Source organism: Marinobacter sp. NSM (assembly GCF_052380025.1).
Taxonomy (GTDB): Bacteria; Pseudomonadota; Gammaproteobacteria; order Pseudomonadales; family Oleiphilaceae; genus Marinobacter.
The window spans coordinates 1-13918 of the sequence record NZ_JBQTCK010000005.1 but is presented as its reverse complement, the minus strand read 5'-3'; the positions used below and the strand labels follow the sequence as shown (position 1 = coordinate 13918).

The window sequence follows — 13918 nt, the reverse complement described above, 5'->3', positions numbered from 1 at the left end:
CAGAGGAAAGTCATCTTGCAAATAGCCTATCGGGCCCGGGATATCACCGAGGCACACATTGTTGCCGGCATGTTGGAGGCCAATGGCATCGAAGCTTATGTGGGTGGGCACTACCTGCAGGGTGCGATGGGGGAAATTGGTGCTGCCGGGTTCAGCAATGTTCATGTGGACGATGATGATGTTTACCGAGCCAGAGTTCTGATTGATGAGTACGAATCCGACCGGGCGGTAGCTGCCTCGCAACGCGATGAGCAGGACAAGCCGGATCATTATGCTCGCTGGTTTATTGTTGCAATCGTTGCTTTGGTCTGGTTTCTGTGGCGATTTTGAACTGATCGGATGGTTTGGCGTCTGTTGTTGCGCCCGCACTGGTACTGGGTGCCTCATTTTTGTTATGTTGTAACACTTTTGAGGCCGCACTCATGTCTGATCCCGTCCGTCCTGTTCCTACCAATCTGATCCTGGGTTTTCTTGGTGTAGGCAAAACCACCGCCATCCTTGATTTGCTCCGTCAGAAGCCGGAAGGCGAGGTTTGGGCGGTTCTGGTGAACGAGTTTGGTGAGGTTGGGATCGACGGCGCCATCCTGGAGACCGAGGGAGCCGTGGTAAGGGAAATTCCCGGCGGCTGCATGTGTTGTGTTGCCGGCCTGCCCATGCAGATTGGCCTTAACCAGCTGATTGCCCGGGCCAAGCCCGACCGGCTGTTGATCGAACCCACCGGTCTTGGCCATCCCTCCCAGATTCTGGATACCCTGACGGGCGAGTATTATCAGGACGTCTTGAAACTGGGCCCGGTGATTACCCTGGTTGACCCCCGTAAACTGGAAGACCCCAGGGTGCTGGACAACGTTCAGTTCGGGGACCAGGTGGCGGCGGCGGATATATTGGTCGCGAACAAGACGGACTTGTGCACTAACAACCAGGTGCACGCATTTGATCAATGGGCGGCCCGACTTGCACCGGAAGGCCGTCCGGTGTATCACACCAACCATGGCCACCTTTCGGTTGGCTGGCTTGATGGCACGGCCGCGTTACCCGAGGTGTCTGAACCCCATGCGCACCATCACCACCATGGCAAGATCGTGGATACCCCGCCACCGTCAGTTGATGAGAGCCCATGGCAATTGGTCACTAACCGGGGGCAAGGGCACAATAGTATAGGCTGGCGGATTCATCCGGAGTTGATGCTGGAGGAAAATGCGATACTGGCGATGGCCATGGATGACCGGCTGCTGCGCTTCAAGGCCGTTGTTCATACCCGGGATGGCTGGCGTGTTGTGAACGTTGTGGACGGCGCGGTTACTATCCTGCCCGGCGAGCCCAGGGAGCTTTCCCGGGTGGAATTGATTTCAGCCGAGGCACTGGATGCCTCGGAAATGGACCAGCTGCTGCGGGCCGCAGCAGGGCTGACCGACCGGGATTAAGGTATGAGAATTCGGATTACTCACCAGAGAATCACCCTGTTTCTGCAATCCATTCTGTTGCTTGAGGCGGTGCTTGCGATCTGGGGGCAGCGCTGGTTTACCGCTTTCCTGACCAGCATGATCATTGTGATCACGCTGTTTCCGATACTGTTTGAGCGGCGGTTCCGGATTCACATTCCCCCGGAACTGCAGTTGGCGGCCATCGGGTTCGTGTTCGCGTCACTGTTTCTCGGAGAGATTCACGACTACTACAACCGGTTTTGGTGGTGGGACATGGCGCTGCATACCATGTCTGGCTTCCTTCTGGGGATACTCGGTTTCTTGCTGGTTCACATCATGAACGAGACCGAAAAGATCCATGTTCACATGAAGCCCGGGTTTGTAGCGTTCTTTGCCTTTATGTTCGCGCTGGGCGTTGGCGCCCTATGGGAGATTTTCGAATTTACCATGGACAGCCTGTTTGGCATGAACATGCAGAAGCCGATGCTGGGCGATCCCTCGGGGCTGACCGATACCATGTGGGATCTGATCGTTGACGCGCTGGGCGCGCTGATTATTTCGATCCTTGGCTGGCGATACCTGAAGAACCCTGAGCGGAACTCGTTCCTGGAGCGCTGGATTGATTCGTTTATCGAGCGTAATCCACGCTTTTTCAGGAAGTGAGTGAAAGCCCGGCAAGCGCCGGGCTTTTCGGTTTTAATGGCCGTAGATGCGCATGGTGGTGTCTTGAACCACCAGGTTGTCCATCATCACCGAGCCGATAGAGGTGCCGCCCACCAGCACCTGGTCAATCGACATATCTGCCGCGAAGGTGTTCAGATCGATGGCCAGGGCGTCGCCGGCACCACCCAGGCGGGTACCCTTGTACACGTCCATATCAATGGTGGCGCCAAGAGTCAGAACGCCCGGGTTCGCGGCGGAGCCGTCGAGCCGGGTGCCCATGTAGTCAGCGCCGGTCATCTTCAGGCCGCGGATGCCCAAGGCCAGGAAGTCGAAATCAACGTTCAGCTCGGAGATGCCTACCTGAGTATTGAGGTTGAGGGTGTCGGTGGTGGTATCAACGCGGATGCCAACCTTGGTGAAGGCGCCCGCCATGTTGAAGTTGCTGGCCAGCAAGGTTGTATCGGTGTGACCTTCAAGGGTCCAGTCACCGGTGCTGATACCGAAATCGATCGGCGCCGCGGTGATCGGGAAGATATTGATCAGTGCGTCACCGTCATCCGCGATGTCGATGTCGATCTTGATGTTGTCGATCAGATCACTGGTCTGACCGAACAGGGCGTCGCGGAAATCCGTGATCTCCTCGAACAGATCTGTACGGTTGGCACCACCAATCTTGATGTCTTTGATGGACAGTGAGCCTTCATCGGTGTACCGGAATTCGCCGATGTCTACCCGGGTTTCCAGCTCAATGGTGACACCGGCCTGACCGGTGATGTTGCCCATATGGGCGTCGTCAAGAGGCTTGAGGTCGGCTTGTGCGGCAAACGGCAAGCCCGTCATGGCCAGCACTAACGCAGTTTTTTTCAGGCTTTTCATTGTATTGTTCCTTTTTGGATTTGTTATTCGACGTTTCCAACGACGTAGCCACAGCCGGCGATCGCCAGCTGTGGCTGTGTTATCCGGCTAAGCCGGATTTCCTTACTGTTCCGGGGTCAACTCCAGTTCAATGGTGTTGCCGGAACCGGTGAGGAACTGGTTGAGCAGACTGGTCAGCAGTCCGCAGTTCTCCAGCGGTGGCAGATCGTAGACACCGTTGACGGTGCCGCCGGTCGCTGGCGAGAAGTTGGAGCCTTCAACCGAAGCGAGGTCGATGCTGACGGGCTCGCGAGTCATACACTCGGCCCCCCCGCCAACCCGGAGCGGCAGGCCGAAGATCTTGATCGCCACCTTGGGCACTTTCACGTACAGCTGTGAGTTGGCGGTGAGCTTGCCGTTAATCAGCGTGCCGGTGGTGACGCCTGCCTGTTCAAATTCAACATTGGCTGAGGCATTCAGCCTGCTGAAAAGTAGTTTGATGGAAAAGTTGCCATAGGTTGGGTCCAGTTCCAGGTCGGCTTCGAAGGTGCCCGCCGCCAGATCCAGCAGGGTGGCAATGGAACCGTTCAGGGGCAAGGTGCCGCCCGAGGACTTGATGAACGTAGAGCCTTCCAGGCCGAGCAGCAGCTCAAGTTCTGAACCGGTTTGCTCAAAGGCCTCTGCGGAGACAGGAACGCTGACTTCCGGTGTTTCCGGGTCGTCTGAACGGATCACCAGGTTGGCGTTGCTGACGCCCACCGCGTTGGCGGTATAGCTCAACTCAACGGTACAGCTTGCGTTGGCGGCAATGGTTGTGCAGTTGTTGGTTTGAACAAAGTCTGCAGCGCCGGCACCCTCTAGCGCAATGCTGTCAATCAGCAGGACTTCGTTACCGCTGTTGCTAATGGTCACTTCAGCCGATGCGCTCTGGCCCAGCTGGATTCGGCCCAGGTCAACGGCGTCTGGATTAACGCCGATTTCAGGTGTCGGGGCCAGTACACCACGGCCGGTCAATGCCACATCAACAGCAGGGTTGTCGGCATCGGTCGACTCGATGGTGAGGGTTGCATTGCGAGTGCCTTCGGTACTCGGCGCGAAGGTTACGTTCACGTCACAGGACTCACTCGGAGCCAGGCTTGCGCAGTTGTTGGTCTGCAGGAACGCGTCGGCATCGGTGCCGCTGATGGTAACGTTATTGATCCCCAGGGCAGCGTTACCCGTGTTGGAAACGGTGACGGTTTGCTCTGCCGTCAAACCGGCCTGTACGTTTCCGAAGGCCAGGTCTTCCCGGTTGACGCCAATACGCGGTGCTTCGGACACCTCACCGCTAACCAGAATGGTTTGCAGCAGGTTGTCCTGATCCGGAAGTTGCACGCAGTCGGTGAGAATCTCGCCAATGGGAGCCGGCGCAATATCGCCATTCGGGGTGCGGGCTGTCAGGTCAAGGGTAAGCCCGCCGACGCGAATCTCAGCCTCACCGATATCGTCTTCGGTAAAGAGCACTTCAGGTGCCAGGCCAGAGGCTGGAACATTGAATTCGCCGCTTACGTTAGGAATGAATGTGGGCGGAATCGTCAGTTCGACAATCTGTTCCAGGCTGCGATTGGCGGTTACCACGGTGTTGAAGCTGGTTGCGATGCCTTCGACCGTTTCCGAGCCAACCAGCTTGAGCCCGGTGCGGGCGTCGTCGTTCACTACGGTAATAGCGGTGACTTCAAACTGCGGGGTGGGCTCACCAACGTTGGCTACCGTGGGAATGTCTGCACTGATCTGGGCGCGGATGGGTTGGGTTCCGATCAGGGGGAACGGGCATTCGAACGCCAGTTCAATGGATACCGGCTCTGCCGCTGCGTTGCTTGCACCACCGGCTAACAAGGCCGCTGCCGCAACGGCCGGGCCGAGCTTGCGGACACTCGTATTGAGGTTCCTGAGTTTCATGAGTTCGTCCTCTGTCTATCTGTAGTTGTTGTAGTTGGGTTGCAGACAACACCGATGACGGACAGCTCGATCGGACTTGCAAAGATCCCTTTGCCACACGTGCAGGGCACGCATGAGTGCAGGGTCATTTAACGGTCTTGGGGTGGCGCGGGTCATTGCTTGCCCCGGCAGGGTTTTTGTCCAAAACGGAGAAGAAGGGAGGGATTGCCTAAAGCGTGAACAGCATCAACCTAATAGCTGAACCCTGTTCACTTTTTTTTGCGGGCCTTGCGACGAACGTCGCCGGGCGTATTGCCGGTCCATGACCGGTACGCTTTGGTAAAGCCGGCTTGGTCACTGAAGCCCAGTTTTTCCGCAATCGATTCCAGTGGCACATTGGTGTCTTTCAGGTACAGCGTGGCAAAGCTTTCCCGGATGTCGTTTCTCAGTTCGCGAAACGAGGTGCCTGCGCTGGCCAGGTGTTGCCTGAGCGTCCTGGGGCTGATGTCCAGGCGCCGGGCAATGTTTTCAGTGGTGCAGGGGCGGCCTGGCTGGCTCATGATCAGTTCCCGTACCTGCATAACCGTTTCGTCGGCCTCCAGAGTTTGCTGATTGCGGTCGTGGCGGGTGCGGGCCACCAGGAATTCCAGGCTGGCGTCGTCTTTTCGGATCGGTAGTCCGTTGAGCGGCATGGTTACCTGGCTTACGTTGGCATTGAATTCAAACTCGCAGCCGGGCGCGAGCCGTTTCCAGTCCTCTTCGGGTATGACACTGGGGAAGTCGAACTGGAAGCTGAAATGGCTGCACACCTGGCTGGATACCCGGTGAATGCTACCCATGTAAATTTTGGTCAGGCAGGGGCGAAGGCTCCCAAGCCCCCAGGTATCTATCAGCCGGATTCGAAAGGTAGAGCCGGTGGAAGCCAGTTCCATATCCATCAATGGCAGCCCCACCCGGAGATACTGCACGATCATGCTGATCAACCGCCTCGGATTCTCCTGGCCAAGTACCGCGAACCCCAGCAGCCCATGGCTTGGGAGATCCAGTTGCTGGCCGAACTCGAAGGCGGCTCGTTCATCGGTCATTAACCAGTCCGCTTTGCCGAGCACCGCCAGAACCTGATTTATCGACAGGCTGGCCTCCGGACTTTCGAGCATGTCTTCAGTAACGCCGGTATCCTCAAGAATGGTGTGGCGCTTTACGCCCCGGTTTTCCATGAACCGGATGAACCGGTAAGCATAGCGGGCCGACACAATTGGCACTTCCAGGGCAAGACTGTTCAACGTATCCATGTTTTGTCTCTGGGCCGGATTACCCCGGCGTTTCGTCATAAACCATACAGTTGTTATCATTCATGCCTATTACAGGCTGCTTCAGGCGCCAGTATAGGCACCGTAAGGGAGTGGCTTTCCGGCAGCTGGTCACAAACTGGTTTCATGGCCGGATATGACAATGAAACTTTCGATAGGTTGGGAATTGCCAAAATGGTAGAGGGTGATGGCGGCCGGCTCCTGTGCCCGGTGTGTGAATCGGGCACTTTGCAGCCGTTTCGCACGGTTATGGAAAAACGCTACCTGCGCTGTGGGCAATGCCTGGCAACGGTTATGGCCCCTGAGTGTCACCTGACGGCAGATGAGGAGCGCGCCATATACGCGCTGCATAACAATGACACCGGGGACGCCGGCTATCGCCGGTTTCTGTCGAAGCTGTCAGAGCCCCTGTTGGCGAAGCTGGCTGATGGTGCCCGGGGGCTGGATTTCGGCTGCGGGCCTGGGCCGGCGCTTACGGACATGATGCGGGAGGCAGGTTTTGACATGGCGCTGTACGATCCGTTCTTCCACCCTGCCACGTCGGCCCTCGAGCAGCAGTACGATTTCATTACCTGTACCGAGGTGGTAGAGCACCTGTACCGCCCTGCTGAGGTGTTCAGGCAACTGGATTCGTTGCTCAAGCCGGGGGGCTGGCTGGGGATTATGACGTGTTTCCAGACCGATGATGATCGGTTTGATCATTGGCACTATCGGCGCGACCCAACCCACGTGGTATTTTACCGGGAACAGACGTTCGCCTGGCTGGCTGACCGCTACGGTTGGCAGTATGAAGTGCCTCGTAAAGACGTGGTACTGATTCGCAAGCCGGGCTAGCGCTCTATCGTGTCAGCGGGGCAATCCGGTATCGGTGGGCAGGAGCTTCGGCTGCCTCCGGTTGTGCCTTTTGGCAGCTCAGGCGCCTGGCCAAAACGTTCCGGGTTCAGGTTGGCCGCGCAGGCCAGAGCCTTGCTGGCCTGCTCCGGGCAAGACCGGGCGCTGAGGGCGTAAGCCAGGTTATTCCAACCCTCCGAGAATCCGGGGAATCGGTTAACGGCGCGCAGGAAGTGTGATGCGGCGCCCTCAGCATTGCCCTGGTCGTACGCCAGATTACCCTGGGCCATGATCGGTGCGGGTTGGTCTGGCCACTGCTGTTCGGCGGCCTGGTAGGCTTGCTGAGCGGCCCGGGTGTGGCCGGTGCTTTCCAGATCGTGGGCCGCTCGCAGGTAGGGCAGGGTTTCCGCTGTTGCGGGCAGTGTGTCTGGCGGCAGAACGACCACCGCCCAACGGTCGGCCCGGTTCCAGGTGGCGTGAAACACCTTGTAGGGCATCCGGTAATGGCGCCGGGTGTCTGTATTCAGAATCAGGATTTCCTCTTCACTGTCGTAGCCCACCACTACCGCAAAGTGCCATTGTGGCCACCAATTGAACCTGAGGTTCTGCATGATCAGAACGGGGTTGCCTGCATTCACCTCGCCCAGTACTGCCTCAAGGTTGGGCTTCAGTGGATACACCACCATGTCGTGGGAGCGGGCGCCCGCGACCATTTCAACTTGCAGTGAACCCTGGCGGCCGGGCAGGTAAACCAGTTCTTTCAGGATCTCCGGGTCCGTTGCCAGGCCCTGGGTGTTCAGCATGGTTGCCAATGAGGCCGGCCCACACTGGTACTTTTCCTGGGGGTAGAAAGGGACGTGATCCAGCAACGCCTGGTCCAGCGTTGTGCTGTCCTGTTGCGCAGGGGCTGCAGTCTCTGGCCAGGGCGGTGTACTGGCACAGCCTGCCAGCAGGATCAGCCCCAGAAGGGCTGCAAACCTGCCAGCCAAACCGGACTTGTTGATGGGGGCGTAGGGTATCAACGAATGCAATTGACGAAGGAGAACAGGTTCGTGGCACACAGCATGTCGGTGATGATGAATACCAGAAGGAACAGCACGATAACGCCGACAACGCCTTCCCCGGCGGGGGCCTCCGCCAGTTGTTGCTCGAAGTCTGCCAGCTCGGCCGGTGTCAGGTTCTGGATACGTTCGGCAACCTGAGCTTCGCTGAAACCCATCTGCGCCAGTTTGTCCTTCACGTTCTGGTCATCGAGCATGTCCAGCAGTTGCTGGCGGTCAAGGTCGGTCTGTTGCTGCTGAATCAGCTCGCCCGTGCCCACCATGCCGGCATGGGCCGAGACGGAGAAGGTGGTCGCGAACGACATCAAGATGACCATGATCAGGGAAAGCCGTTTCATGTGTCGTCTCAGGCTGTTCATATCAGAATCCTTGGTTCTTGGGTTATCGAAAAACCTTAGATGGGAATGTGTACTGATTCAACATACAAAACGTTCACGCTTTCATGCTAAAGCTCAGAATGTGGAGAGTCCCGTGGCTTCCATAACCCTGTATTGCCAGTACTTCAGCCTCGAGTGATCGGCCCAGGCTGAATAGGGCAGGCTCAGGGCCTGTTCTTTGTCTGGGCCGTGTGTCCAGTAGTCGTCAAAGAAGGCGTTGGCCTTTTGCGCGACAGGGTCATCCTGTTGTACGGCCAGCCACACGTTGGACTCCAGGTTCAGGTCATCCAGATTACGACGGGTAAAGTTAGCGGAGCCCAGCAGCAGTTCGATTTGCTCATTCGGCCCACGGTAGATGACAAGTTTGCTGTGGCACTGCTCGCCCCGGGTGTTGCACCAGCGAACCGGAATGCCGGCCTCGTGCAGCTCACGGGCAACAGGTCGGTTTGGAATGCCGTTCTTCTCGTGGCCAAAGGCATCCTTGTTGGCATCCAGCAGCAGGCGGATCTCGACGCCCCTGTGCTGTGCTTCCAGCAACCCGTTGATGATTGGACGGTGCGACAGATAGAACATGGCCATGTCTAACTGCTCCCCCGGCTGGCTTCGATTGATCATATCCAGAGCGGCGTCCCGGATGGCGGACTCGGTAAGAAGCTTGATGGTGCCCTGTGAAGGGTCGGGCAGCTGGCTGTCTTGAGTCATCCGTTCCAGCCAGCGCTCGAGTGTGCTGCTGTCGGCACCGGACATCCGGATAACAGCCTGTTCGCTTCGGATGACATCCAGAACCGCGGGGCCACTGAAGGCCAGCCCGATATTGCTATGCCGGCTGCTGCCATTGTGGGGGTTTGCAGAGGTGACAACCGCCCGGAACCGGTCGCCTTCGTCGGCCACCAGAAGCTTCCGGTGATTGGCTTTGAAATTCGGTAGCGCCAGATAGCTTCGGATGGTGGCGGGTTGGTTGCCAAGGGCATTGGGCAGCCAGCCACCATCCGGGTTGTTGCCCAGCCACCGGCAACACAATCGCCATAGGGATGACCAGGCCGGGTTGCTGTCGCGCAGCGGTTGCAGATCCGTGACAACAACCTCAACGCCAGCGGCAGACAGGGTATCAAAGTGAGGTGAGTGGGTGCCCCCGTAAAAGGTGTTCAAGGGGTCTGAAATCAGAACAATATCCATATCTGGTTGAGCATTCTTTCGCTCAAGCAAAGCCTGGGTGAGCTGTTCGGCCAGGGGGCGAAGGTGGATGTCCTCGGGGCCGGTACTGTTGAACAGGAACATGTCCAGCAAGATGAAGGTTTCTGCCTGTTCGATCAGGCGGAAGATTTCGTCGAATATCTCATGATCCAGCGCTGACTGCCCATCACTGAAATGGCGGGTGGTGTCTGTCAGCAGCTCAGCGTCTTCCAGTGGTGCGGCATCGCCCTGATAACGAATGCCGGGCGGCAGGGGCTTGAAGGAATGCCAGAGGCCAAGGCCGATCAGGCTGAGCAGGACAACGCCGACAATGAACTTGAGGATCATGGTGGGTTCGTTCCATCGAATGGGCATGGGTGCTGGTTCAGTGCTGCTGTTTGATCACCCAGTCGGCGAAAAGCCGGAGCAATTGGCTGGCCGTGGGTGCTGGCTGAACGGAACTCAGCAAGGCGTTTGCGTCCAGGCCTTCGGTCTCAAGATCAGGGTACTGGACTTCCAGGTAGGCTTTCATGATCTGTTCGTTGAACTCCGGGTGGAACTGAACGCCCCAGGCATTCTTGCCAACCCGGAAGGCTTGATGGGGTTCAAAGGTGGAGCGGCCCAAAAGCACAGCGCCCGGAGGCAGTTCTATTACCGACTGTTTGTGAGTCAGCTGGGCCGGGAACTGTTTCGGCAGCTGGCTGAACAGTGGGTCGTCCTGGGCGCTGTCAAACAGGGTTACCGCCTGGGTGCCGGTTTCCCGGCCGTCTGGGTGATAATCCACTTTGCCGCCAAGCGCGTGGGCCAATAATTGATGCCCATAACACACGCCCAGAAGCGGAACGCCCGCTTCAACCGCTTGCCGAACCCACGCTGCCGTCGTTTCACTCCAGGCCGCACGCTCGCTCACCATCGCCGGTGAACCAGTAATGACGATGCCTTGCCAGTCGCCAGGTTGCCCAGGCGGCGGTGCTTGAGTGACGTCTGCAATCGTGAGTTCTAATTGGCTGGAAAGCGCCCGCGAAAACCAGGCATCAAAGTCCCCGAACTGATCCCTGATCTGCGGGTAGGTAGACCCGGTTTTCAGGATCACCACGCGGGCTTTGTGGGGTGCTTCTGTTCCAGCCATAGTCAGCTCCAACTCTTATGACTCTTCCGGGAGTTCCGCGTTGTGGAACACGTTCTGTACGTCGTCCAGATCGTTCAGCATGTCGAGGAACTTTTCAAACAGGGGAATATCGTCGCCCTGCACTACTGTGGTGGTCTTGGGCAGGAACTGGATTTCATCGACATCAAACTCAATGCCTTCAAACGCCGATTCCAGGGCCTGTTTGGCTTTGGCGTATTCGGTGTTGGGGGCAAAGACAGTGATCTTGCCATCTTCATTTTCGATGTCGGTTACATCGACATCGGCTTCCATCAGCGCTTCCAGAACGGCTTCTTCATCCTGGCCGGAGAAGGCAAAAATGGCGCAATGGTCAAACATGTGTGCCACAACACCAGGGGTGCCGATTTTGCATTTGGTTTTGGTGAAGGCCAGGCGCACATCGCCGAAAGTGCGGTTGGGGTTGTCGGTCAGGCAGTCGACAATCACCATGCAGTTGCCGGGGCCGTAACCCTCATAACGAGCCGGGGAGTAATCTTCGCCCGCGCCACCCTTGGCTTTGTCGATGGCTTTTTCAATCACGTGTGCGGGAACCTGGTCTTTCTTTGCCCGCTCAATGAGCCCGCGAAGCGACAGGTTGGCCTGGGGATCTGTGCCGCCAGACTTGGCGCTCATGTAGATTTCCCGGCCGTACTTGCTGTAGACCTTGGTTTTTGCCGCGGCCGTCTTGGCCATGGATTCTTTGCGGTTCTGGTAGGCTCTGCCCATCTGTGGTGCCTCTCGTGCTCTCGGTAAAAGGACGGATTTTACTCAACTAGCGGCCTGGGTGACAGCCTATTTTGCCGGCTGGTGGTTCGAAGGTACCAGTTGAATGGTGCTTTGGTAGCGGCGACTTGGCTGGTACTGGCTGTTAGGTTGTCATGGTGTGTCAGTCTCGGTGGAGTTTCGCTATGAATGTTATCCGGCCAACGGTTTTACTGGTCATTGCCATGGCCTTGGCACCCGTTACGGGGATCAATGCCGAGGAAAATGATGAACAAACCCGCATAGCCCGGGATATGGTCAAGGCGTTGCAGGCCTATGCCGTATACAAAATGGGGCAATATGACGAAGCCTTTGATCGCTATTGCGAGCTTGCCGAGCGGGGCAACAGCCAGGGCATGCTGAACGTGGCCAACATGTATGCTGCCGGTCTCGGAACTGAGAAGAACCTGGAAAAGGCGTTCGAGTGGTATCTGGAAGCCGCGGAAGCTGGCGATGCCATCGGCATGGAGGAAGTGGCCAGTGCCTATCGCCAGGGCCTGGGTGTGCCCATAGATGAAAATCTGGCCGATGAATGGCTGGCACGAGCACAGGCTGCGCGCCAGCCGTGATTCACGTAACTATAGACCGAGCGAATCAGACGTATTCCACCGGCTGTCGGTAGTTATCCTGTGATACCAGATCAATCCCGCAGTCCATCTCGCTGACCCAGTTCAGGAAGCGGTCAACCATCACCGGGCCCTCGAAGCGCTTGCCGTGCTGGGGCACGATCATGGCCACATCCATGCCGCGAACCATATTGGCCCAAAGGCCGCACACCTTCTTGGAGGCGATGTAGCGCCGATGGAAACCGATCATGTTGGGGATGTGCTTGTCGAAATCCTTGACCGGCTCGTGGTCATCTTCACCGCCCATAGAGGCGCCAAGATCGCCTGAGAACAGGATCTTGGAGACCGGATCATAGAACTGCAGGTTGCCCACGGAGTGCATGAAGTGCGCAGGCAGGCACTGAAGGTAGCTGTCACCGAACCGGACGTTAGCGCCGCCATCAGGAATGCTGACGATGCGGTCGTAAACGCTTCCGCTGAGCTGATTGGTGACATAGCTGGACACCAGGTGTGGAAGGAATCTGGCCCACAGCTTGGAGGTCACAATCTTGGCGCGGGTATGAACAATCCAGCGGTCGATGGCGCCAATGATGTCCGGGTCCTGGTGAGAGGCAAAGACATAATCCATGTCGCGGATGTTCATATACTTCGAGGCGGCTACTGACAGTGGCGTGTAAGTGAGGTCTCCGCCGGGATCAATCAGGGCTTCATGTTTGCCGTCGACAACCAGGAACTGGTTCGACTGAACGCCTTCGCCAGTCACCAGTGAATCAAACATCAGGCACTTGTGGTGTCCGTTGTCGAAAAGCACAATCGGTTCAGCCGCCATTTCGCTCTCCCGCAGAGGATTGGTTGTGCCATCAGAAAGCCGAGTCAGGCTTACTGATGGCCGGATATTGCAAGCTGCGCGGGAGGTTACAGAATTGACAAATGTGAAGTGTTGCCTCAGGTCAATTATCTGATATTCATCAAGTAACGGTTTGTTGCTTAGGTACTTTTAGCGGGGTGTTATCTGGCATCAGGCCAGTTTGGGCACCCGTTTAATACCGCGACGCAGACCTTGTTCCAGAGCGACGCTCACCACTTTTCCAGAGAATGGCACTATGTCCTCAAAGGTGATGGTGTAGTTCAGCTGGGTTTGGCCGTCCGGAGTCTCCGAAAAGCGAATTCTGCCCAGATGGTTCTTGATCGGGCTCATGCTGGTGATGGCGTATTCAATCAGCGAGTCGGGCTCAAAGTTCAGTACGGTCTCCTCGAGAAAGAGGGGGCCGATGCCGATCTTGCGTACGGAGCCCAGGCCGTTTGGGTCTGCCTGGTCACTGTCTTTGATGCGTTTTACGGGTGCGCCAAGCATTTTCCCGAAGCGTTGGTGGTCTGCAAACAGGGCGAAAACCTTTCTGCGCGGGACATTAATAGTCTCATTGATTTCAATGGTGTACATAGCCATGGTTGCTCTCTTGTTGTAATCGTTGCTACAAGAGTAACTGTTCACAGTGTTCAACAAAAGTCGTAGATGTGGGCAGATGCAAGGTTGGCCTTACAATCCACACTGGTTATACTCAGGCACGCTCAGGACGAGTAAGCAGTTCATTATTAATCTTCAGGGACCGAAGTCATGCCCCAGGCAAGCGGATTGCAGTTTACCGCCCGTGTAGGCGAATTCCCCTCAGATCACTTCGCAGTTGTCGGCTTCGCGCTGACCGAAAGCCTCTCTCAGCTGTTCCAGGGCCGTTTGCACCTGGCCAGTACCGACCCGCACGTACAAGCGGCGGATATCCTGGAACAGCCAGTGGACCTGGTGGTGTGGCAAGACGGCCAACCCCTGCGGCGTT

General features: G+C 57.1%; 15 protein-coding genes and 1 pseudogene. 6 read left to right on the top strand and 10 right to left on the bottom strand.

All coding sequences use genetic code 11. The annotated features are described in order from the left end of the window. The first annotated feature begins 15 nt into the window (after positions 1–15). The 3 genes from ACTZWX_RS11985 to ACTZWX_RS11975 all read left to right on the top strand — a co-directional run bounded on the left by ACTZWX_RS11985 (position 16) and on the right by ACTZWX_RS11975 (position 2087). Positions 16–330: a putative signal transducing protein gene (locus ACTZWX_RS11985; protein ID WP_444714135.1), complete on the top strand. Its 315-nt coding sequence runs from the start codon at positions 16–18 to the stop codon at positions 328–330. A 92-nt stretch (positions 331–422) separates the two neighbouring features. Continuing rightward, on the top strand, positions 423–1424 hold the full coding sequence (locus ACTZWX_RS11980; RefSeq protein ID WP_444714134.1) for a CobW family GTP-binding protein: 1002 nt from the start codon (positions 423–425) through the stop codon (positions 1422–1424). 3 nt (positions 1425–1427) lie between these two features. Then, complete coding sequence (locus ACTZWX_RS11975) at positions 1428–2087, top strand: hypothetical protein (RefSeq protein WP_072677818.1); 660 nt, start codon at positions 1428–1430, stop codon at positions 2085–2087. A 33-nt stretch (positions 2088–2120) separates the two neighbouring features. Here ACTZWX_RS11975 and ACTZWX_RS11970 read toward each other — a convergent pair whose 3' ends face one another. From ACTZWX_RS11970 to ACTZWX_RS11960, 3 genes are all read right to left on the bottom strand, one after another. After that, the gene (locus ACTZWX_RS11970) at positions 2121–2963 is read right to left on the bottom strand and encodes a DUF6160 family protein (RefSeq protein WP_444714133.1); all 843 of its coding nucleotides are present in this window, start codon (positions 2961–2963) and stop codon (positions 2121–2123) included. A 102-nt stretch (positions 2964–3065) separates the two neighbouring features. Continuing rightward, complete coding sequence (locus tag ACTZWX_RS11965; protein WP_444714132.1) at positions 3066–4880, bottom strand: choice-of-anchor D domain-containing protein; 1815 nt, start codon at positions 4878–4880, stop codon at positions 3066–3068. Positions 4881–5128: 248 nt separating this feature from the next. Beyond that, positions 5129–6151 (bottom strand): helix-turn-helix domain-containing protein, encoded by a 1023-nt coding sequence (locus ACTZWX_RS11960; protein ID WP_444714131.1) that lies wholly within the window; start codon positions 6149–6151, stop codon positions 5129–5131. Between the two features lie 192 nt (positions 6152–6343). On the opposite strand from ACTZWX_RS11960, the gene ACTZWX_RS11955 reads away from it, so the two are divergent. Next, positions 6344–7003, top strand: a complete 660-nt coding sequence (locus ACTZWX_RS11955; protein ID WP_354447554.1) for a class I SAM-dependent methyltransferase — start codon at positions 6344–6346, stop codon at positions 7001–7003. Here ACTZWX_RS11955 and ACTZWX_RS11950 read toward each other — a convergent pair. The 5 genes from ACTZWX_RS11950 to ACTZWX_RS11930 all read right to left on the bottom strand — a co-directional run bounded on the left by ACTZWX_RS11950 (position 7000) and on the right by ACTZWX_RS11930 (position 11484). Next, entirely contained in the window at positions 7000–7989 is a 990-nt protein-coding gene (locus ACTZWX_RS11950) for a PA2778 family cysteine peptidase (protein WP_444714130.1), read from the bottom strand. The two genes, ACTZWX_RS11955 and ACTZWX_RS11950, sit on opposite strands and share 4 nt — an antisense overlap. Positions 7990–8018: 29 nt before the next feature. Then, positions 8019–8420, bottom strand: a complete 402-nt coding sequence (locus ACTZWX_RS11945; protein WP_444714129.1) for a PA2779 family protein — start codon at positions 8418–8420, stop codon at positions 8019–8021. 93 nt (positions 8421–8513) lie between these two features. After that, positions 8514–9959 carry a phospholipase D family protein gene (locus ACTZWX_RS11940; protein WP_444714128.1) on the bottom strand — a complete coding sequence of 482 codons (1446 nt, stop codon included), beginning with the start codon at positions 9957–9959 and terminating at the stop codon, positions 8514–8516. Between the two features lie 37 nt (positions 9960–9996). Further along, positions 9997–10740: a glutamine amidotransferase gene (locus tag ACTZWX_RS11935; protein ID WP_444714127.1), complete on the bottom strand. Its 744-nt coding sequence runs from the start codon at positions 10738–10740 to the stop codon at positions 9997–9999. 15 nt (positions 10741–10755) lie between these two features. Next, complete coding sequence (locus tag ACTZWX_RS11930; RefSeq protein ID WP_444714126.1) at positions 10756–11484, bottom strand: YebC/PmpR family DNA-binding transcriptional regulator; 729 nt, start codon at positions 11482–11484, stop codon at positions 10756–10758. Positions 11485–11666: 182 nt separating this feature from the next. On the opposite strand from ACTZWX_RS11930, the gene ACTZWX_RS11925 reads away from it, so the two are divergent. Further along, positions 11667–12089 carry a tetratricopeptide repeat protein gene (locus ACTZWX_RS11925; protein WP_444714125.1) on the top strand — a complete coding sequence of 141 codons (423 nt, stop codon included), beginning with the start codon at positions 11667–11669 and terminating at the stop codon, positions 12087–12089. A gap of 25 nt (positions 12090–12114) precedes the next feature. Here the strand turns inward: ACTZWX_RS11925 and ACTZWX_RS11920 are convergent, their stop codons facing one another. Further along, on the bottom strand, positions 12115–12915 hold the full coding sequence (locus ACTZWX_RS11920; protein WP_058091691.1) for an oxygen-binding di-iron domain-containing protein: 801 nt from the start codon (positions 12913–12915) through the stop codon (positions 12115–12117). 189 nt (positions 12916–13104) lie between these two features. Continuing rightward, positions 13105–13533, bottom strand: a complete 429-nt coding sequence (locus ACTZWX_RS11915) for an SRPBCC family protein (protein ID WP_444714124.1) — start codon at positions 13531–13533, stop codon at positions 13105–13107. Between the two features lie 168 nt (positions 13534–13701). Between ACTZWX_RS11915 and ACTZWX_RS11910 the strand changes: the two are divergent. Further along, positions 13702–13918, top strand: a pseudogene (locus ACTZWX_RS11910) (type VI secretion system tip protein VgrG); the annotation flags it as partial.